This is a genomic window from Mesorhizobium sp. CA16, assembly GCF_020165175.1.
GTDB lineage: Bacteria > Pseudomonadota > Alphaproteobacteria > Rhizobiales > Rhizobiaceae > Mesorhizobium.
In genome coordinates, this window is the sequence record NZ_JAIUHP010000004.1 from 1 (window position 1) to 21,030 (window position 21,030).

The 21,030-nt window shown below is 64.2% G+C and carries 15 protein-coding genes; 6 read left to right on the plus strand and 9 right to left on the minus strand.

Features of this window, described 5'->3' with window-relative positions:
* On the minus strand, positions 1-1,979 hold a 1,979-nt coding region (locus LB525_RS07735), incomplete at its 3' end, for an Ig-like domain-containing protein (protein WP_224544185.1).
* Positions 1,980-2,303: 324 nt separating this feature from the next.
* Here LB525_RS07735 and LB525_RS07740 point away from each other — a divergent pair.
* Positions 2,304-3,248 (plus strand): transglutaminase-like cysteine peptidase, encoded by a 945-nt coding sequence (locus LB525_RS07740; RefSeq protein WP_224544186.1) that lies wholly within the window; start codon positions 2,304-2,306, stop codon positions 3,246-3,248.
* A gap of 84 nt (positions 3,249-3,332) precedes the next feature.
* Here LB525_RS07740 and LB525_RS07745 read toward each other — a convergent pair whose 3' ends face one another.
* From LB525_RS07745 to LB525_RS07760, 4 genes are read right to left on the minus strand one after another with little or no spacing between them, the layout of a single operon-like run.
* Positions 3,333-3,974, minus strand: a complete 642-nt coding sequence (locus tag LB525_RS07745; protein ID WP_224544187.1) for a ribbon-helix-helix domain-containing protein — start codon at positions 3,972-3,974, stop codon at positions 3,333-3,335.
* On the minus strand, positions 3,964-5,253 hold the full coding sequence (locus tag LB525_RS07750; protein ID WP_224544188.1) for an HlyD family type I secretion periplasmic adaptor subunit: 1,290 nt from the start codon (positions 5,251-5,253) through the stop codon (positions 3,964-3,966). The genes LB525_RS07745 and LB525_RS07750 overlap by 11 nt, the downstream gene beginning before the upstream one ends.
* A 15-nt stretch (positions 5,254-5,268) precedes the next feature.
* Positions 5,269-7,401 carry a type I secretion system permease/ATPase gene (locus tag LB525_RS07755; protein ID WP_224544189.1) on the minus strand — a complete coding sequence of 711 codons (2,133 nt, stop codon included), beginning with the start codon at positions 7,399-7,401 and terminating at the stop codon, positions 5,269-5,271.
* Positions 7,402-7,439: 38 nt separating this feature from the next.
* On the minus strand, positions 7,440-8,828 hold the full coding sequence (locus tag LB525_RS07760; RefSeq protein ID WP_224544394.1) for a TolC family protein: 1,389 nt from the start codon (positions 8,826-8,828) through the stop codon (positions 7,440-7,442).
* 471 nt (positions 8,829-9,299) lie between these two features.
* Here LB525_RS07760 and LB525_RS07765 point away from each other — a divergent pair, with 471 nt between their 5' ends.
* On the plus strand, positions 9,300-10,640 hold the full coding sequence (locus tag LB525_RS07765; protein ID WP_224544190.1) for an NAD(P)H-dependent oxidoreductase: 1,341 nt from the start codon (positions 9,300-9,302) through the stop codon (positions 10,638-10,640).
* Here the strand turns inward: LB525_RS07765 and proC are convergent.
* From proC to LB525_RS07780, 3 genes are all read right to left on the minus strand, one after another.
* Entirely contained in the window at positions 10,615-11,430 is an 816-nt protein-coding gene (proC, locus tag LB525_RS07770; protein ID WP_140847437.1) for a pyrroline-5-carboxylate reductase, read from the minus strand. The two genes, LB525_RS07765 and proC, sit on opposite strands and share 26 nt — an antisense overlap.
* Positions 11,431-11,510: 80 nt before the next feature.
* On the minus strand, positions 11,511-12,830 hold the full coding sequence (locus tag LB525_RS07775) for an O-antigen ligase family protein (protein ID WP_224544191.1): 1,320 nt from the start codon (positions 12,828-12,830) through the stop codon (positions 11,511-11,513).
* Positions 12,799-13,797 carry a glycosyltransferase family 2 protein gene (locus tag LB525_RS07780; RefSeq protein WP_224544192.1) on the minus strand — a complete coding sequence of 333 codons (999 nt, stop codon included), beginning with the start codon at positions 13,795-13,797 and terminating at the stop codon, positions 12,799-12,801. The genes LB525_RS07775 and LB525_RS07780 overlap by 32 nt, the downstream gene beginning before the upstream one ends.
* Before the next feature lie 168 nt (positions 13,798-13,965).
* Between LB525_RS07780 and LB525_RS07785 the strand changes: the two genes are divergently transcribed.
* Genes LB525_RS07785 through LB525_RS07795 form a run of 3 tightly spaced genes read left to right on the plus strand, consistent with a single transcriptional unit; the run spans position 13,966 to position 16,849 of the window.
* Positions 13,966-15,138: a glycosyltransferase gene (locus LB525_RS07785; protein ID WP_224544193.1), complete on the plus strand. Its 1,173-nt coding sequence runs from the start codon at positions 13,966-13,968 to the stop codon at positions 15,136-15,138.
* Complete coding sequence (locus tag LB525_RS07790) at positions 15,135-15,929, plus strand: WecB/TagA/CpsF family glycosyltransferase (RefSeq protein ID WP_224544194.1); 795 nt, start codon at positions 15,135-15,137, stop codon at positions 15,927-15,929. Before LB525_RS07785 ends, LB525_RS07790 begins: the two co-directional genes overlap by 4 nt.
* Positions 15,926-16,849, plus strand: a complete 924-nt coding sequence (locus LB525_RS07795; RefSeq protein WP_224544195.1) for a DUF6492 family protein — start codon at positions 15,926-15,928, stop codon at positions 16,847-16,849. Before LB525_RS07790 ends, LB525_RS07795 begins: the two co-directional genes overlap by 4 nt.
* Positions 16,850-16,975: 126 nt before the next feature.
* On the opposite strand, the gene LB525_RS07800 is transcribed toward LB525_RS07795, so the two are convergent.
* Positions 16,976-18,271, minus strand: a complete 1,296-nt coding sequence (locus LB525_RS07800) for a lipopolysaccharide biosynthesis protein (protein WP_224544196.1) — start codon at positions 18,269-18,271, stop codon at positions 16,976-16,978.
* Between the two features lie 199 nt (positions 18,272-18,470).
* Here LB525_RS07800 and LB525_RS07805 point away from each other — a divergent pair, with 199 nt between their 5' ends.
* Complete coding sequence (locus LB525_RS07805) at positions 18,471-20,951, plus strand: GumC family protein (protein WP_224544197.1); 2,481 nt, start codon at positions 18,471-18,473, stop codon at positions 20,949-20,951.
* Positions 20,952-21,030: the final 79 nt, after the last annotated feature.

Here is a 21,030-nt window from a genome sequence, read left to right on the forward strand (position 1 = left end):
GCCGCGCCGAGACCATGGGTGCTCGTCCCGGTCTCGACATTGCCGGTCACCGTCTCGCCCGACTGCGCCGCGTCCGTGTCGGCCTTGGCTGTCGGCACATCGTCCTTGATGGAGATGGTGAGTGTCGTGGAAGCGGGGTCGCCGTCGGAATCAACCACTTGGACGGCAAAATCGTCATGCGTGCCGTTACCGGTGGTGCTGTCGAGCAGCGTGTAGGAATAGGTGTAGCCGGTCCCCGGCGTGCCGGTGATCGTCAGGTCGCCATACTGGCCGTGTACGAGAATGCCGCCGGCCGCGTTCGTCACCTCGATCTGGGCGTTGTCCTTGTCGGTCACATAAAGGTGGCCGATCGTATCGCCACCGGTGGTGATCGCCAGCGCGCCGGTCGTCGTCTCGCTGGTGTCGCTGTTGTTGTTGGCGTCGTTGTCGGCGATTTCGCCCGAGCCGGCCGGCAGGCCGGCATGCGGCGGAAGGCCGGCCTCGCTCGCTGCGCTATGGCCGTTCGCATCGGGATTCTGAGGCGTCACGTTGATGGTAGGCGTCGAATCCGGCTTCAGATTGATCGTCACCGTCGCCACCGAGGCGTCGCCGTCGCCATCGACGATCCGATACTGGAAGGTCACGGTTCCTTCTTCGCCAGCAGTCGGCTTGTAAGTGAAGGTGCCGTCATTGTTGTAGGTGACCGTGCCGGCGCCGCCAGTCAGCGAGTTCGCCACATAGCTGACCTTCGCCGGGTCGGTGATGTTGACGCCGTCCGCGCCGGGCACGTCGTTGGCAATTACGTTCACCGTCACCGGCGCGTTCTCGGTTGCCTGCGCGGCAACGTCGTCATGCGCCGTGGGCACGTCGTCTATGATCTCGACCGAGAGCGTGCCGGGAAGCGAGACGTCGCCATCGCTGTCGGTGACCGTCACCGTCATGTTGTCGAAGATGGAATCGGTGCCCGCACCGGAATGCTGCTCGCTGTGCACCAGCGTATAGGTGTAGCTCACCTGGCCGGTGGCGGCGTCGTAGCCGTTGATGGTCAGCGTGTTGCCGAAGGGCGTCGCAATGTTGATCGGTGTCGACGCGCTGTTGGCAAGCTCAGCGGCGGTGATCACATGGCCATTAATGTCCACCGAGCCGATGCCGTCGGGCGAGGTGATGGTGAACGTACCGGTGTTGTGCTCGGACGGGTCGTTGTCCATCGCGGGGTCGGTGCCCGCTTCGCCGGACCCCGTCGCGGCGGCGGTCTCGAGGCCTTTTTCATCGACGCTGGTGTCGCCGCCGCTGGTCGAGGGCGTCAGGTCGAGGATCGTCGGCGTCGAATCGGGCAGCAATCCCGGGAACAGCTCGCGATGGTCAGGCTGGCCGAACGCCAGGTCCGTCGGCGGCAGCAGCGACGTCAGGCCGAAGCCGTCGCCGATCCCGCCTGCGGGATGTTCGAAATTGCCGCCCGCGCTGCCCGGCGAGCCGTTGCCGCCGGCCGAGATCGAGCCGTCGGCGCCGAAGGCGACATCGACATGGCTGGCCTCGAGCGCGGCGATCAGCGCCACGCGCGGCACCTCGACGTCGCCGAGAATGAAGGTCGGCACATTCAGCGCGGCGTCCTTGATGACGATCTGGGATCCGTCGGGCTGCGTGAGGACGAGATCATGTCCGTCGACCTTGATGTTGTCGATTGACACGCTGGCCGGGAGCTTCACGACATTGCCGGCCTCGACATGATATTCATGCGGCGTATTGCCTGCCGCTGCATTTGCCGCCGGTGCGTTCGCAGGGGCAGCAGCCTTGGCGTCGGCCGGCTGGTTTGCGGCCGGCGCATTGGCCGCGCCTTGGGCCGGCGCGCCGCTGCCGACATCGACCGGCACGGGTTCGCTCGCCGCCTGGGCGGCGGTCGCCTGCGCAACCTGCACACCCGTCGAGATATGATTTTCACCAGCGCTGGTGTGCTCGTCCCAGGAATTTGAAACGGCGTCGAATTCGATATTGGTCGTCATAGCTAAAGCCCCTCCGGCATTTCCCGGAAAGAGACATGTCAGGCCCGGGCTTTGCAACAGACGTTCAATCTATTTCATATATTAGAATATGTAGAGAATCGCATTTTTTACACTTGGTAAATTGCGATGATATATCTGGATATGCATGACCTTAACGAGGGTGGGAATGACCGCGCCGCACGCCTTCCGTCTTGGTAAATGGAAGTATAATTTTGAATAAAATTTGATGCAAAACAGAATAGTGTGATTCGCGGAAACTTACCCACCTTCCTTTCCGATAATTTGAGACAAGATTGGTAGCGTCCACAGTCAAAGGTGGGCGTCATGAAAATACAAAAAGCAGCCCCGACGGGGATCAAGGTACTCTTGCTGGCGATCGGCCTTGCCGCTCAGGCAGATCCATCGTCGGCAAGCGGGAATTCGGGCGCGGTTCCGGTCCTGCAAAAGGTGCCTGCGCCGGCGAGCCTCGGCGGCGTTTCGCTGGCCCGGCCGCTGCCCTGGCAGCCGGCGTCCGCATACCGGATCGCGGACGTTTCTGTGGGCTACACGCCGGCAGCGCGTTACGAGGCTGAAGCGCACGCCAAGACCGATCCCGGCATCGACCCGATCCAGACCGCCGCGATCATCCCCGGCGTCTTCGGCTCGGTGGCTTTGTCGATGCGCAACTTTCCGGTCGCGGCGCGCTGGGCTCCTGTCTACAGGGCCATCGTCGATTGCACCGCCGGCAGCGTCTGCGACCGTGAGAGCCCAGCCTTCGCCGAGATCGTCAACATCGCCGGCGACAAGGGCTTTCGCGACAAGCTGTCCTTCGTCAACAGCAGCATCAACCGCCTGATCGCCTATCGCAAGGATAGCGTCGTCTATGGCAAGCTCGACTATTGGGCGAAGCCTTCGGAAATCCTCGAGCATCGCGCCGGCGATTGCGAGGATTTCGCCATATTGAAGATGGCGGCGCTGCTCAGGGCCGGCATCCCGGCGCAGAGCATGTCGCTGGTGGTGCTCCAGGATCGCCGCCGCAAGTTCTTCCATGCCGTCCTGTCGGTGAGCACGGGAAGCGGCGCCTTCATCCTGGACAGCCTCGGCAACGCCGTCCTGCGCGACAGCGATCTGCCCGACTATGTTCCGCTCTATTCCTTCAGCACCGATCGCGCCTGGATTCACGGGTCGAAGTCCGGCGCGCAGGTCGCCGACATCGCCGGCGGCTTCGCCACGGTCGCTCCGGGCGAAGGATCGCCGGAACCATCAGTGGCTTCGAGCCTGAGGCAGTAGTTCGAGCGGTTCAGCGCCTCGCCGAAAATACGCGGTCGCTCTGTTGTCTGCGCAGCCCGGACAGTTCCGGAAGAATGCATAGCTCTAGCCGTTGTAGACGAAGGCCATCAGCAGTTCCGGCTCGGTGACGGGCGCGCGCACGGCGCTGAGCTGGCCGCGATAGCGGCGCTCGCCGGCGCCGATGACGAAACCGCTGGTGACCGGCGTTTCGCCATTGGCGTCGAGCCGGGCGAAGATGTCGGGAACGTTGAGGTCGAGCGCCAGCTTCAGGTCCTGGCGCCCATCCTCCCCGGGCGCGCTCGGCAATTGGCGCCGGACCAGTTGCTGGAACGGCGTGTTGAAAGCCAGGATCTTCTTCGAAGAAGACAGCGCGAAGGCGGGCGAGGGGCAGGCGACCAGGATCGCGTTGATCGTGCGGATCGAAGCGAGCTTGCGCAATTCCATGCTTTCCTCGGCGAGGCCGCGCATGCAGGCGACGCGGATCGCCGAGGTGAGGTTGCCCTGGTCGGGATGATGTTCGGCGATCTCCTCGACCAGCATGCCGATCGTGCATTTGCGGTTTTCGGCCATCTGCTTCAGCGACACCCAGAAGGCGCGCTCCAGCCGAATGCCGCGACGCACGCCGCCGCGCGCCACGACGCGGAATTCGGGGCCGAAATCCTCGGCCGCGAGCGATGGCAGCAGCCTCTCGCGCGAGGTGCCCGGATGGATGGCGCTATCGCTCACTCATTGCCTCCTGACGCGCCTTGTTGATGGGCTTCAAAAGATAGTTGAGGATCGTCTTGCGTCCGGTCTTGATGTCGACCGAGCAGATCATGCCGGGGATGATCGAATAGGTCTTGCCGTTCCTGGTAAGCGTCGATTTGTCGGTGGCGACCCGGACCTGGTAATAGGGCTCGCCCGTCTTCTGGTCGACGAGACTGTCGGCGGTGATGTTGGAGACCTTGCCTTCGATGCCGCCGAAGATCGAGAAATCATAGGCCGTGACCTTGATCAGCGCCTCCTGGTTCGGCTGGATGAAGGCGACGTCGCGCGGCGAAACTCGGGCCTCGACCAGCAGCGTCTCGGAGGTCGGCACGATGCCGGCCACCACCGCGCCCGGCTGCACGAAGGCGCCGAGCGTGTTGACGTCAAGCGTGTTGACGATGCCGTCGACCGGCGAGCGGATGTCGGTGCGCGCCACCTTGTCGGTGGCGCCGCGAATGGTTTCGTCGACCACGGAAAGATCGGCGAGCGCCTGCGTCAGGTCGCTCAACGCCTCCTGCTGCAATTGCAGCCCCAATTCGTTCACCTGAAGCTGCGCCTCGGTGATTGCTCCCTTGCTCTTCTTGATGGTCTCGCCGGCAAGGGTCAGCTGTCCGCGAAGGTCGGTTTGTTCGCGCTCGACGCGGATCTGTTCGGTCCTGGCCATCAGGCCTTTCTTGACCATGGGTTCGACCAGCGCCGCTTCCTGGTCGGTGACGGCAAGGCTCTTCGACAGGCGGTCGGCGTTGGCGGTGGCCTCGTCGAGTTCCTTCTCGCGCTGGTCGAGGCGCGATTTGAGAACCGACAGCTTGACCTCGAAATTGTCGCGGCGCGCGACAAGCAGCCTTTGCTCGTTGTCGCAGATCTCCGGCGCGACCTTCTGGATTTCCGCCGGGCAGGGGAACGACCCTTCGACACTGCCGCTCTGCTCGAACTGAAGCCTGGCGATGCGCGCCTGCAAAGCTCGCGCCTTGGCCTTCTCTTCGCCAAGGCTCGAAGTGTTGCCCGAATTGTCGAGGCGGATGATGAGGTCGTTCTTCTTGACCGTCTGGCCGATCTGGACGGCGATCTCCTGCACCACGCCGGCTTCGCTGGCCTGGATGATCTGCGTCTTCGAAGCGGGTATCACCTTGCCGTCGCCGCGCGCGATCTCGTCGACCTCGGCGAACGAGGCCCAGGCCGTGAAGCACACGAACAGCGCCCCGACGATGTAGACGGACGCCGAGGCGAAAAGTGGTGGCCGGTCTTCCCTTGCTAGCATGTCCATACGTTCCGGTCAGGCATTTGCCTTCTGCAGCGCCTGGATGACTTGTTCCTTCGGCCCGTCGGCGACGACGCGGCCCTGGTCGATGACGATGAGGCGGTCGGCAAGTTCCAGCATGCTGTAGCGATGGGTCGACACGATCAGCGTCGTGCTGCGGTCGAACGCCACCTTGAGCTGTTTGATCAACTGCCGCTCGGAAGCGAGATCCATCGAACCCGACGGCTCGTCCAGGAAGACGATCTTCGGTTTGGTCAAAAGCAGCCGCGCGATCGCCACGGCCTGCCTTTGGCCGCCCGAGAGATTGGTGCCACGCTCGCCGACATTCATGTCGTAGCCACGCGGATGTCGCGAGACGAAGTCGTCGACGCCGGCGGCCTTCGCCGCATCGATGATCTCCTCGTCCGTCGCTCCCGGTGCCGCCATCAGGAGGTTCTCCTTGATGGTTCCCGAAAACAGGTCGCCGGCCTGCGCGACGATGCCGACCGCGGCACGGACCTCCGAGGGGTGGTATTGGCGGATGTCGATGCCGTCGAGCAGCAGCTCCCCCGACGTCGGCAGGAACAGCCGGCCGATCAGCCGTCCCATCGTGGTCTTGCCGGAGCCGATGCGGCCGATGATGCCGACCCGCTCGCCGGGCTTGACCGCGATGTTGAGCCCGCTCAGAACCTCGTTTTCCGTGCCCGGATAGGCGAAGCCGACATTCCTGAAGACCAGCGCGCCGCTGCGGATCGGCCGGTTGACGAAGCCGACGGTGTCGGGGCGGTCCTCCGGTTGCGACATGATCGTGTTGATGATCTTGAGCGACAGCATCGCCTGCCGGAACCGGGCAAGCGTGATGGCGATCTGGCCGAGCGGCGCCACGGCGCGGCCGGCGAGCATCACCGTGCCGATGATGGCGCCGGTCGATACCTGGCCTTCCGAGAACGCATAGGCGCCGGCCACGACCAGGGCGACCGTCACGAATTGCTGGATGGCGCCGGTGATGTTGCCCGCCGCCGCCGAGAGCTCCTTGATTTTTTCCGACGTGTTGGCCGCGTTCTTCGAGTGCTCGCCCCATTTGCGCAGCAGGTAGGCCTCGGCGCGCAGCGACTTGATCGTCTCCAGCGTCGAGATGGACTCGACCAGCAGGGCCTGGCGTTGCGACGCCTCGTTCATTGAGGCCGCGACCCGCTTGCCGATCCGCCGCTGCGTGATCAGCCCGACAATGACGGAGATGACGAAGGCCAGCGCCGGTATGACCACCAGCCAGCCGCCGATGGCGTAGATGACCGCCAGGAAGACGAAGACGAAGATCGTGTCGATGAAGACGCTGATGGTGTTGGAGGTGAAGAACTCGCGCACGAACTCGTATTGCGTGACGCGGTTTGCATATTCACCCGTCGACCCGGGCCGTGCCGAAAGCGAGGAATTCAGCACTTTCTCGAACAGCAGGTAGGAAATTCGCAGGTCCGCCTTGCGACCGGCATAGTCGATCAGCGACGCCCTGGCCGTCTTCAGCAGCAGGTCGAACAGGATCGCCGCGCCGATGCCGAGCGCCAGCACCCACAGCGTCGAGATCGCCTTGTTGGGCAGGATGCGATCGTAGACATTCATGGTGAAGATCGGCGAGGCGATCGCCAGCAGATTGATGAACACCGCCGACAGCACCACTTTCGAATAGGTGCGCCAGAACGCCCCCATCGTGCCGGTCAGCCAGTGGCGCCTTTCGATCCGCGCGGCGGTGCCGACCGTCATCTCCTCGGCCTGATTGGCATAGGTGATCGAGAACGACGTGCCGCCGCTGATATAGCTTTCGGCGAGTTCCGACCTGTCGATCGTGGTGCGGCCGTTTTCCTGCGGCGCTGTCAGATATTGCCCGCCCTCGATCTCCGCCAGGAGGGCGATCGGCAATTGGCTGACGCGAAAGACGACGGCCGGAAGATCGAAGCGGCCGCGCAGGAAATCGCGATGGCTGAAATTCTGCACCTCCAGGCCGATGCGCTCGGCCAGATGACGGATCTCGTCCGGCTCGATGCGCGTCTCCGAAATCGGCACGCCGGCAAACAGCACCGTTTCGGCGCTCGGCCTGCCGAGATAGGCCGCCACAGCGCAGAAGCAGGCTTTGAAAGCCTCCTTTGGCGATAGGATATTAGGTTGCTGGTTCACGATCCGCCCCGAAGGACCGAAGATCGATACTACATCGGCTACTTTTTCCTGACCGGCGCGAGGATGTCGAACGGCAGATCGTTCTTCTGCTCCGACGGCGTGCGCGCATAGGTTTCGGTATCGGCCGTGGCCGGCACACCGAATTCCTCACGCGCGTAGGCCGCGGCCTGCTTGGCCGGCTGGATGTTGAGCGTCTTCAGCAATTCCCCGGTTGCGGCCAGCAGCCGGTATTCCGCGAACAGCGACGCGTAGGACGACGTGTCGGCCAGCGTCGCGGTGTTGAAGCGCGTGTTCTGGGCATCGAGCACGTCGAGCAGCGAGCGCTGCCCGACCTTGAACTGCTCGCGATAGGAGGCGACCAGCTTTTCATTGGTGGCTGCCTGCTGCCGCAGCGTCTTTGCCAGCTCCGCCTGGCGGAAGCGGCGGTCCCATGAGGTCCGGACGGCTTCCTCGATCTCGCGCAGCACTTGGTGCAGCGCAAGGCGCTGCTCGCTGGTGCGGCGAATCTGTTCCTGTTCGTTGGCCTTGTCGATGCCGCCGCGATAGAGGTTCCAGCGCAGCACCACCCGAGCCTGCAGATCGCTCGCGTCGCCATTGTCGCCGTCGATGTCATATCCGCCCCGGGCAACGCCCTCGGCGGTAATCGTCGGGCCGTATTTCGCCCGCGCCGCGTCGACCAGCGAAGCGGCGGCGTCGATGTCGCTGTTGGCCATATGGACGCGCGGATTGTTCTGCCTGGCGAGCCCGATCGCATCGTCCAGCGACCGCGGCAGGGCGGCTGCGACATCGGCGGGCCGCGACGCGTTGGTCAGCGGCTTGCCGACATTCTTGAAGAAGCGGATCTTGGCCGCCTCGAGTTCTTCGGTCGCTTCCTGCATCCGCGCCTTGGCGGCATAAAGGCGTTCCTCGGCCTGCTGCCGGTCGGCATCGTTGAGCGCGCCGCCTGCGATGCCTTGCCTGATATCGCTGAGGATGGACTGATGGAAGCCGAGGTTCTTCTTGGCTTCGACCACGATCGAAGCCTGCAGCATGTATTCCAGATAATCCTGGACGACGGCGAGCCCGATGAACTCGGACCGTTCCAGAACCCTGAAGGACGCTCCATCGACCCGCGAGGCCTGGCGGTTCAGTTCCGCCCGCCTTGCGCCGCTGTCATAAAGCGTCTGCGAGACGGTGAGGTCTGCCTCGTTCGGATAGAGGGCTTTGTGATCCTCGTCGAGAGCGCGCCGCGTGTCGTTGTCCAGGCGGCGAACGCCGGTCGATGCTTCCAGGTCGACGCTGGGAAGGTAAAGGCCTTTGGCCTGTCGCAGCTCGAATTCGATCGCTTCGCGGTTTTCGATCGCCTGTCCAATCTCCGGATTGGACTCCACGGCGACGGCGACAGCTTCTTTGAGTGTGAGTGCGCTGGCGCTACCACAAGCCAACATTGACACCGTGACAGCAAGCGCAACGCGCCAGCCGACGGTAATTTTACCCGTCCTGGTCATTTCTACCCCGTGACTATCCCCGCGCCATCATTTTTTTATTGGCGCTTATTTGCCCAAGCCTGCCACCGGACCTTTCAGCCAGTATCTATCAGATTTTTTGGGGCCGTGAGCATATAATGGATTAGACACCCGCTAAAATTGCGATTTCCGGCATTAGGGTTAAAGCCTGTAGCAAAAATAGCACAGAAACCGGGCGCGCTCGTCGGGACTCTCCCAGTTCAAATCGCGCAGCGATGGTTATGGTCTGAAAGAAACGGCGAATCGTACGGCGGCCATGCACAAGCTCCCGCGAAATCTGCTGCGGCCTTGCAAAGCATGCGCAAGAAATCGTCATTTCAGCCTGGTTTGATTGGCAAACGCGGATCGTTCCCTGTATTGCCGGCCGGAGCAAAAAGCCGTGGATTTTGTTGCATGACCAATATCGCCCTGACCGGGCTTGCCCGCGATCTCGCCCGACGCGCCGCCGAGGGCAGGCCGGTGCGCATCGGCGTCATCGGCTCCGGCGAGATGGGGACCGATCTGGTGACGCAGGGCATGCTGATGCCGGGCATCTCGATCGCGGCCATCTCCACGCGCCGTCCGCACACCGCCCGTGAGGCGATCCGCATCGCCTTTGGCGACGAGGCGATGGCGGTAGAGGCCGAAACCGCTTCCATGGTTACCCGGGCGATCGAGAGCGGCAGGATCGCCATCACCTCGAATGAGGTGCTGGTCACCAATCCGCTGATCGACGTCGTCATCGACGCTACCGGAAAACCTGGCGTCGCCGCCGATTTCGACCTGGTGGCGATGGAGCATGGCAAGCATCTGGTGATGATGAATGTCGAGGCCGACGTGACCATCGGCTGCTACCTGAAGCAGCAGGCAGACCGGCTGGGTGTCGTCTATTCGGTCGGCGCGGGCGACGAGCCGTCAAGCTGCATGGAGCTGATCGAATTCGCCTCGGCGCTTGGGCTAGGCATCGTCGCGGCCGGCAAGGGCAAGAACAATCCGCTCAACCACGACGCGGTTCCCGACGACTACCGGGAAGAGGCGGCGCGCCGCAACATGAACCCGCGCATGCTGGTCGAATTCGTCGACGGCTCGAAGACCATGGTCGAGATGTGCGCCATTGCCAACGCCACCGGCCTGGTTCCGGATGTTCAAGGCATGCACGGCCCCAGGGCCGATCGCGATCAGCTGGCCAAGGTGCTGATCCCGAAAGAGCATGGCGGCCTCCTGTCGAGGAAAGGCGTCGTCGACTACACGATCGGCAAGGGCGTGGCGCCCGGCGTCTTCGTCATCGTCGAGGCGATGCACCCGCGCGTCGTCGAACGCATGGACGATCTCCATGTCGGCACGGGCCCTTATTACGGGCTGTTCCGGCCCTATCACCTGACTTCGCTCGAGGTGCCGCTCACCGCCGCCCGCATCATGCTTTACGGCAAGCCCGATATGGTGCCTCTGCCGAGGCCGGTGGCGGAAGTCTGCGCGGTCGCCAAGCGCGACCTTGCCGCCGGGGAGACCCTGGATGCGATCGGCGAGACTTGTTACCGCTCCTGGACCATGACCGTCGGCGATGCCCGCGCCGTCCGCGCCGTTCCGGTCGGCTTGCTCGAAGGCGGCAAGGTGCTGAAGCCGGTGAACAAGGGCGAGTTGTTGACTGAGGACAATGCCGTGCCGGACCGGACAACGAGGCTCTACGCCCTGCGCCGGCTTCAGGATGACATGCTCTACGGAACGAAGGTTACTTCCCCAGCTCTATCGACCTGAGCCGCGCGGCTTCCACGGCTTCGGTGACGAGCTTCGTCAGGCGGTCGCCGCCCATCAGCACTGCAAGCGCCGCAGCGGTGGTGCCGTTGGGGCTGGTCACCTGCTGGCGCAGCACGCCCGGCTCCTCGTCTGCTTCCGCGGCGAGCGAGGCGGCGCCGAAGACGGTCTGCATGGCAAGCAGCTTGGCGGTTTCGGCGGGAAGGCCGGCCTTCTCGGCCGCGACCGTCAGCGCCTCGATGAAGTGGAAGATATAGGCCGGGCCGGAGCCGGAGACGGCCGTCACGGCGTCCATGAGGCCCTCGTCGTCGATCGTCGTCACGACGCCGCTCGCCGAAAGCAGCTCAAGGACGAAGCGGCGGACGTCGTCGGAGACCAGCGGGTTGGAGAAAACAACCATCATGCCCTTTCCGATCGCCGCCGGCGTGTTCGGCATGCAGCGGATGACCGGCGCGAGCTCGCCCAGGATTTCCTCGAAAGTGGCGACCGGCGTGCCGGCGGCGATGGAGAGAAAGCTGGTCCTGCCGTCGCCGAAGCGCCTGTACTGCGCCGTCACCTCGCGGATCACCTGCGGCTTTACCGCGATGACGACGAGATCGGGCACGGCATCGGCCGGAATGCCGGCGGCGTCGGCGGCAGCACGGCAGCCCAGATGTTCGGCGCGCCGGCGCAGTTCCGCGTTGGGCTCGACCACGAACACCGCTTGCGGCTCGAGCTTGGCGGATTTCAGCCAGCCCGAGAGCATGGCGTAACCCATATTGCCGCAACCGGCGAGAATGAGCCTGATCGTCATGAAAACCTCCGAGAAGGCTCTCCTTAGACGGTTGCGCCGCAGTGGAAAAGAGCAGTCGGCGGGAGATCGATCGGCCAGGATTAGCTTGAAAGGCGAATCGGGATCGGCCGCAGTGAGACTTGTCTCAAGCCGAGTACGCCGAGCACGAAGAACAGCCAGACGGGATCGCCGCGATGGAAGAAGAAGCTTTCCAGGAAACCGTTCAGCGCCGTAAACAGCACCACCATCATGAAGAAATCGCCGAGAAAGATGTTTTCCTTGCGCGCCGGGATGCGCATATAGTCGCGCAAAGGGGCGATCAGGAAGGTGTAGACGGCGACGCAGAGCGCCGGGATGCCCATCAGCACGGCGATGTCGAGATAGCCGTCGTGACCGTGAACGATGGTGCGGATATCCCAGGGCCGGTCGAAGGGCTGGTCCTGGTTAAGCAGCAGCGGCGTCCCCCAGAAGCTTTCATAGCCGTAGCCGGTCCAGGGCTTCTTCGCCAGCATCTCGCCGGCGAACTCCCATAGCGTCGTGCGTCCGGTATAGGTGAGATCGGGGAAATAGATTGCCGCCAGATGTTTCACCGGCGCGATGAAGACGATGCCGAGCGTGCCGACGGCGGTCGCGATGATCGCCAGCGCGAACAGGATCGGCGTGCCGAGCCGCATGCCGATGAGGCTGGGCAGCACGACGATCATGATCGAGAACGGCACCAGCCCGGCAGTGGTCTTGGAGCCGGTGTGGAGCATGAACACCATTGCCGCGCAGAAGATGCCGGCGCCCCACCAGCGCTGGCCGCGCCGGAAGAGATAGAGTCCGGCGAAGCTGAAACAGGCCATGACCGGCCCGGCGATGTTCTTGTGCGTGAAGACGCCGCGCCACAGGCCGGCATGCTCGGGCTCCTGCGAGTCGGCAGTGTGCAGCGCTTCATGCGGGAAGACGATCAGGCCGATATAGGAAAGGCCGATCACCACCACGGCGGTGAAGATGACCACCCTGGCGAAGGAATCGGCATCGCGCGGCAGCACCAGGACGGTCGCCATTGTGATGATGCCGATCATGGTGAAGGAGGCCGCGCGCATCGCCGCGGGGGGATCGGTGGCGAGCACCACCGACAGGAAGAAGAAGCCCAGCATCAGCGCCCAGGAAGGGCTCACCAGCGAGCGCACCACGCGCGGGTCGGCAAAGGCCAGCAGCGAGAAGATGGAGACCGCGCCGAGCGAGCCGAAGCCGAGTTGGTTGACGATGTCGCCGCCGTCGCCGGCCAGTTCCGCGCCTGCCGGCTGGAAGGGCCGGAACGAGACGATGATGACGGTGAACAGGAGCGCGGCGATAGCCGTCGCCACACCTTCCCTGGTGAAGGCGGCACCGAGCGGCGCGCGCTCAATTCTTCTCAGGCTGCCGGTACTGCTCATTGGCATATCCGAATTCGGCGAGCACCCGGCCGAGCGCGACATAGACTGGATAGAGGCCGCTCGTGAGCGAGCCGGTGCGCGCCAGCCGGATGGCGCCGCGCAGCGGCGAGGCGGCGAGCAGCGCCAGGCTCTTCAGGAAAACCTTGAGGCCGGCAAGCGGCGTGCCGGCGCGCTTCTTCTTTTCGACCAGCGTCGAGATCACGCCATTGCGCAGACTGCGGGCGCGGATCCAGTCGGCCTCGACGCGCCGGGCAGGGACAGTCTCGTTGACCTTTGCCTCGGCGCACCAGCCGAGCACAAAACCTTTTTGCGCGCACCGGCTGAGAAAGTCGGAATCGCCGCCGCCCATGAAATTGAACCTGAGATCGAGGAAGGGCGGTCCCATGGCCTCAAGCACGTTGCGACCGAGCAGCAGGTTGCCGGACGAATAGAGCGCCGGCACGCGGCCCGTCTCCCGATAGGGCGGCGCGAACACCGGGTGCTCGGCCCATCTGGCATGCGAGGCATCGGCAAAGATGGGTACCTGCGGGCCGCCGACAACGTCGGCTTCAAGTGTCTCCGCGGCGCCGCACATGCGCTCGAGCCAGTCTGGCTCGGCGATCTCGTCGTCATCGATGACCAGCAGGTGGCGAAAATTGGGAAACTGCAGGATCGCCGTCTGCCAGCCGGCATTGTAGGCGCTGCAATTGCCGCGCTCATGCGCGATGATGACCATGCCGGGCATCTCGCCGCTTTCGAACAGGGGCAGCACCGCCTTGGCTCCCTCGCGCGCCTCGGCCTCATTTTCCATGACGATGACGGCAAAGCACCTGCCGGTCCGCTGCGCCTTGAGTGAAGCCAGCGTTTCCAGCACCTGCTTTGGCCGTTTGAAGGTCGGCAGCGTCACGATCGCCTCGACGGTCTCGGCGGCAAGCCCCGGCGACCGTCCCGCGATCGATACAGAAGCGTCGGACGGCAAAGGGATCATCCTTTTCCAGCAGTGAGGGTTCGCCCTTCGATAGCATCGCGGTGATAACGTTTCGTTAATCACCTTCTCGCCCGTCCTTCGGAAAAGCCGGGTCTTCGGCCTTTGACAGTGCCATTTAATCAAGGCTTCACCGCGTTTTGCTACCGGCTGCAGCCAAGGATAGGTGAGATGCATCTGCTGTTCGCCACATCGATCGTGCCTGATGGCGCTCTCGCCTCAGGCTACGAGATCGCCAACGCCGCGATCATCGACGCGCTGCGGCGTGCCGGCGTGCGCGTGACGGTGATCGGTTTCATCTGGCCGGGCAAGGCCCCGTCCGATCCGCAAAACACCATCGTGCTCGACGCTGTCGAGGTCCGCACCGAAAGCGCGTCGCCGCTGCAAAAGCTTGCCTGGCTGGGCAAGGCGGTTCTCTCCGGTCTTACCTTTTCCTCCGTCAAGCTGCGTGTCGTTGCCGATGCGCAAGTCCGCGACGTCATCGAACGCGCCGGTCCCTTCGACGGCTATGTCCTGAACTCGGTGCAGTTCGCCGGCGCCTTTGAGAAGGTTCTCGCCGACCGTCCATTCGTCTTCGTCGCGCACAATGTCGAGCACCGCTCGGCCGAGGAAAATGCAGCGGCGGCAACCAGCGCGCTCCAGCGCTGGATGTTCCGTCGCGAGGCCAGGCTCCTCAAGGTCATGGAAGAGCGGCTCTGCGGCGCCGCGCGCTTTGTCTTCACGCTGGCCGAGGAAGACCGCGCGGCACTTGGCGTCGCCTCCGACCGGCGCTCCGCGGTGCTGCCGCTGGTAACCCGTGCGCAGGCGCCGACAAGCAGGGCGCAGCGGCATATCGATCACGACGCCGCGCTGATCGGCACCTGGACCTGGCAGCCGAACCGCATCGGCCTCGACTGGTTCCTGACGAAGGTCGTGCCGCATCTGAAGCCGGATTTCCGCATCAGGATCGCGGGCAATGTGCCTTCCGGCATCAGCTCGCCGCATCCCGGCGTTTCCTTCGTCGGCAGGGTTCCGGATGCGCAGGCCTTCGTGCGCGGCGCCGCTGTCATTCCCTTGATCAGCACCGCCGGCAGCGGCGTGCAGTTGAAGACCATCGAGACCTTCGAGCTTGGCCTGCCGTCCGTCGCCACCAGCCGCTCGCTGCGCGGCATCGGCTATCGTCCCGACAATTGCGTGGTGACCGACGATCCGATCGCTTTCGCCGCGGCGCTGCAGGCGGCCGCGGCCACTGTCCGCGACGTGGATGGCAGCGCCTTTCATCGCCGCCAGCTCAAGGCGCTCGACGCCGCGATCGGGCTTGGCCTGGAGAAGCTCGGCGCCGTCAGGCAGGAGGTCGCCGCATGAACATGCACACCGCGCGCGCCGCTTTCGGTTTCGACACGCTCAAGACCATTTTGGGTATTCCGGTGCTTGCCATACGCTGGGACGAGGCCATCGCCTTGCTCACCAGACTGATCGACGAGCGTCGCTTCACCAAGGTGAGCTTCCTCAACGCCCATAACGCCAACCTTGCCTGCACCGACCCGGTGTTTGCCGAGGCGCTGGAAAACTTCCTCATCCTGCCCGACGGCGTCGGCGTCGACATGGCGGCAAAGCTGCTTTACGGCGAGCCTTTCCCCAGCAATCTCAACGGCACCGATTTCATTCCGGCCTTCCTGCAGGCCTCGTCGCACCCGCTGACTGTGGCGCTGCTCGGCACGACGCGCGCCAATGCCGAAGCCGCGTCCGCGAAGCTCTCGACGCTCGCCATGCAGCACAAATTCGTCGTCGTCCATGACGGCTTCTTCTCGGCCGCCGAGGAGCCAGCGATCCTCGAGCGCATCGCCAGGCTGCGGCCGGATGTGCTGCTCGTCGCCATGGGTGTGCCGCGCCAGGAATTGTGGATCGAGCGCCACATCGACAGCCGCCATTGCACGCTGCCGGTCGCAGTCGGCGCCCTGCTCGATTTCATGAGCGGCTCGGTGCCGCGCGCGCCGCTATGGCTGCGCCGGCTGCGGCTCGAATGGCTGTTCCGCCTGTGGATCGAACCCGGCCGCCTGTGGCGCCGCTATATTGTCGGCAATCCGCTCTTCCTGTGGCGCGTCGTCAAGCAGAAGCTGTTGCGCATGCCGCTGCCGCTAGAGGCGCGCCGGTGAACAGCCGCTTCGTTCCGGACGCCTCCACTGCGGTCGAAGCGCTGCCGCGCATGCCCTTGGCTGCGATCGTCACCGCAAGCTACGCTCCCGATTTCGAGCGCTGCCGGCTTTTATGCGAAACCATCGATCGCCACGTCACCGGCATTGCGCATCATTATATCCTCACCGAACATCGCGATGTCGCGCTGTTTCGTCAGCTGGAAGGCAGCCGCCGCAGCGTTGTCGACGAGCGGGACTTGTTGCCGCGCTGGCTGCGCGTGTTCGACGATCCGCTGAGCGGCTTCCGCCGCCGCGTCTGGCTGAGCCTGAAAACGCAGCCGCTGCGCGGCTGGCATGTGCAGCAGCTGCGCCGTATCGCCATTGCCCGGCAGGCAAAGGAAGACGTGCTCGTCTTCTGCGATTCCGACGTCGCCTTCCTGAAGCCGTTCGACGCGAACGCCTTCTGGCGCGACGGCAAGGTGCGGCTGTTCCGGCGTGACGGCGTGCTGGCGAGCGATGGACATGACGAGCATCGCATCTGGTCGCGCAATGCCGGCGCCGTGCTCGGCATCGATCCCGCCAATCCATCGAGCCACGACTACATCTCGACGCTGATCGCCTGGCGCCGCGAGACGGTCAACGCCATGTGCGAGCGCATCGAGAAGGTGCATGGTCGCGACTGGGTCGGCGTCGTCGGCTCGGCGCGAAAATTCTCCGAATGCATGATCTATGGCCGCTATGTCGACGACGTGCTTCAAGGCGCAGGCCATTTCCGCGGCTCGGAGGAGTTCTGCCGCGTCCACTGGAACGGCGAGCCGCTGTCGGACGAGGAATTCCGCCGCTTCGTCGACACCATGGCGCCGGAACAGGTGGCGATCGGCATGCAGTCTTTCATCGGCACAGATATTGGCCGCATCCGCCGCCTGATAGGGCTTGATTAGCCTGCGCGGGATTCAGGTCAGGCCGAGTCGAAAACAGTGGCTTCCGAGAACCGGAGCGGAGCGTACTAAAGTACGTGAGCACCGGAAGCGCAGGGAGCCGCTGTTTGCAGGCCGGCCTGACCTGAATCAGATCGCCTTCGCCGGGCGGCGCATGGCCGAATAGGTAAGCAGCATCGAGGCGAGATAAAGCAGCAGGAAGACGATGTTGAGCGACAGGACCAGGTTGGCCGTGTCGGGGATGGTGGTCAGCACATAAGTGAGCAGAACCGCCTTCAGGCCGGCGAGCAGGCCGAGATTGATCGCCCGCACCGCCGTCTGACCGCGCGCGAAGAGAAGCTCGGCCTGATATTCGACGAGGTTGCGCAGACCGGGCACGCAGACCGCCAGCGTCACCAGCGGCGCTGCCTCGGCGACATTCCTGCCGAGCGCGTTTGGGAAGAAGTGCAGCACGATGCCGAGCGATGCCAGCGCCAGCGTCGAGACCAGGAACACGCCGCCTTCGATACCGCTCTTCACCGCCAGCCGCGACAGAAGCTCCGGCGCCCGCATCATGCGCTGCACCAGCATCATCGAGAAGGTGCGGATCGGGATCGCGGTGAGGTCGACCAGCCGCATGATGATGGCATAGATGCCGGCGAGATGCGGCCCGCCGATCGACAGCACCAAGAGCTTGTCGAACTCCATCTGCAAATAGAACAGTACTTCGGAGCCGGCGACATAGACGGAATCGGCGAGCCGCCGGAAATACAGTTCGGCGCGCAGCCTCAGCCGCTGGCGCGGATAGAAGAAGACGAAGGCGACGATGAGCGAGGCGACATTGGCGCCGATGTAGAACAGCGACCAGACGCCGATGCTGTGCTGCGCGCCAAGCATGAACAGGATCGCGCCGACTGCCCTGAGCGCCGTCGCCAGGATGGCGAGCACGGCCGCCCGCCCGAACTTGCCGAGCCCGTTGTTGACGATCAGCGCCACTTCGACCGGCCGCCACAAAAGCGCCTCGGCGAAGACGACAGCGGCGAAGGCCGGCAACGGCACGGTGCCGGCGAAGAAGATCAGATAGACGCCGTAGGACGCGGCGGCGAGGAATGGCAGCGACAAGGCGCCGAGAAGCAGGAAACCGGCGGTGAACGTGCCGATCAGGTTGGGGCGGATCGTGGCGGTGCGGTAGAGCGCCGAAATAAAGCCGAAGGCCAGGATGCGCGACAGCATGATGCCGGCGGCCGAGGCGGTTGCGAACATGCCGAATTCGGCGATCGAAAGCGTGTTGGCCAAAGCGATGAAATAGGCGAGCGAAAACACCAGCCGACCGCCGGCGCCGCTGATCGCCGAGCAATAATCGAATACCAGTTTCCGGCGGGTGGCCACGAAGTGGCCGATCCGCGCGAAGCTCCGCCCTTGCGGCATGTCGCTGGCCTGGGTCATATCCGGGGCGATAGATAGGCTGCAAAGTTTAACGCGGCGTTCTGGCGGCCGTCCCGGCGGCCTGAAATGCGGTGAACAAGGGCGAAAACTGTGCCCGCCGAGGCGCAAAATTAACCGTTTGTTTTCTATGCCTGTTTAGTGTGGCTTAACGATTGGCCGATCCGCGCGCCCAAGCCGCCAGAGAGCAAGTTCCAGGACAATGGTCGACAGGGATAACCGTGATGACTGGAGGCGCGAGCGTTCTCTGCTCGCGCTCGGCCAAGCGATGCGTGGCGACGACAAGACGGTTTCGATCGGCGACCGGGCCAATTCCTCTTGGCGCGAGGACGCCGCCGCGCGCCATCGCGCCGCGCGTTCCGAGCGCGAAGAAAAGTTGAATCCGCGCCCCACCGAAATCGGCGGATTTGACCACGATCAGGCGGATCCCGTCGAAACAGGCGACGACCGGGCCGCGTCACTAGGGCAGGGCTACGGGGGCACTGCGGGAGGCCACCAGCCGCAGGCCGCTCCCGAACCTCGTGTAGGCCGACCACCCGCTGCCGACGAATCCCAGGAATGGAAACCGCTGATCGACCCGGTGCAGGTGATTGGCGGCATCGCTCGCTCCAAAGCGCTGATCCTGTCCACCACCATCCTGGGCGCCGCCCTTGGCATAGCCCTCGCGCTATCGACGCCGAAGAAATACGAAGCCACGACCGAGCTAACCATCGAGCCGGGCGACCTGAAACTTGCCGACCGCGATCTCACCCAATCGGTGGGTGAGCCCGACGCGGCATTGGCCGTTGTCGAAACCCGCATCAGGATGGTCACATCAGGCAAGGTCCTTGACGAGGTCGTCAAGGAACTCAACCTCGTCAACGACCCGGAGTTCAACGGTCAGGGGTCTGGTGGGCTCGGCGTCACGTCGTTCCTGCGCTCGATGATTTCGCGGGATGACCAGCCGGCCGGCAGCGACGAGATTCGCCGCCAGGCGCTGGCCGTCGGCAATCTGGCCGACAGCCTGTCGGTCGAGCGCACCGGCAAGACTTTTGTCATCTCCATTAGCGCCACCACGCGCAATGGCGAGAAATCGGCAGAGATAGCTAACACGACGAGAGACGTCTTCCAGCGGGAGATCGGCAACTACCAGTCAGAAATGGCCGGACGTGCGACGACCGCGCTGACGTCGAAGCTCGATGAGCTGCGCAAGGGCGTCGAGACGGCCGAACGCAACGTCGAGGATTTCAGGGCGACGCACGACCTTGTCGACGCGCAGGGCCACCTGATCAGCGACGACCAGATGCTGAAGCTCAACGAGCAGCTTTCCGTCGCCCGCGCCCGCACGCTCGAGCTGAACGCCCGCGCCGCCTCGGCACGCTCGCTGAACGTCAACTCGGTCCTCAGCGGCACGTTGCCGGAAGAGATCAACTCCAACATGATGAGCGAGCTGCGCTCGCAATATGCGTCCCTGAAGCAGGAAGCCGACCGCGCCGCGATCAAGTTCGGCCCGCGTCATCCTGAGTTGCAGGCGCTAAACGCCCAGCTTGCCGGCGCGCGCGAACGCATCACCGCGGAGCTGCAGCGCATCGCGTCCTCGCTGCAGGTCGACCTGAAGCGCTCTGTTCAGCTCGAGCAGGACTTGTCCTCGCGCCTGGCCCAGGCCAAGGTGCAGAGTGGCGATGTGAACAACAATCTTGTTTCGCTGCGCGAGCTGGAACGCGAAGCCGCCGCCAAGCGCTCGGTCTATGAGCAGTATTTGCTGCGCGCCAAGGAAACCGGCGAGCAAAAGAACGTCAATTCGGCCAACATCAACGTGCTTTCGCCGGCTCAACCGCCGCTGGAAGCCAAGGGGCCGTCGCGTGTCGTGATGGCCTTGGCGGGGCTGTTCGCCGGCCTGTTTGCCGGCATCGGCCTCGGCGCGCTGCGCGGCATCCTTGCCAGCCTGCGCGAGACGGCCAATGCACGCTCGCGTCGCGCGACTGAAGACCGTCCTTCTGCGCTTGAGAGCAATTCCAATCGGGCCGCCCCACCGGCGCCGCCACCACTCGCCACGCCGGCGGCGGCTTCGCCTGTCGCTCCGCCGCCACCTCCGGCTTTCACATCACCACCTGCTCCGCCTTTCACGCCGCCTCCGGCTTCATCCTTCACGCCGTCGCCGGCAGCGTCCTTCACACCGTCGCCTGCTTCACCGCCGGTTCCACCACCTGTGCAGGCGGCTGCACCGGCTCCGGTCCAATCCGTCACGCCACCGCCGGAACCGGCCAACGATGCCGGCCGTCCCGGGCTTTTCGGCTCGCTTGCCTCGGCGGTTCGCTATTTCGTGCGGCGCGAGCCGGCTGAAACGGTCGATATGGACTCTGTCCCGCCTGAAAGCGCCTGGCGGGCGCCCACCCTGGAAGAACGCTATCCCCGGGCTCAACCATCGGCGCGGGAGAATTTCCGGCAGCCATACGAGCAGGGCTATTCCTATTCGTACCGGCCGGGCCACGGCCGGACCGATCCCTACGACGATCATTATTCGGCATCGGCGGCATCCTATCATCCGCGGTCGCCGGCCGCCGGCGAGGCCGACCAGCCCCCCGCCGACCAGCCCCCTGCCGGCCAGCAAGGCGAGATCGACGAGATCCGCGCCAGCCTGCGCGAATTCCGCGAGGCGGTGCGCGAGCTGACCGAAAGCCGCACGCGCCGCCGCTATTTCTAAACTATCCGTATTTCTGGACGGCTCGCGGTTCGATAAAAGCGGCTGGTTTCGGGTTTACGGCATCCGACGACGCTTTGAC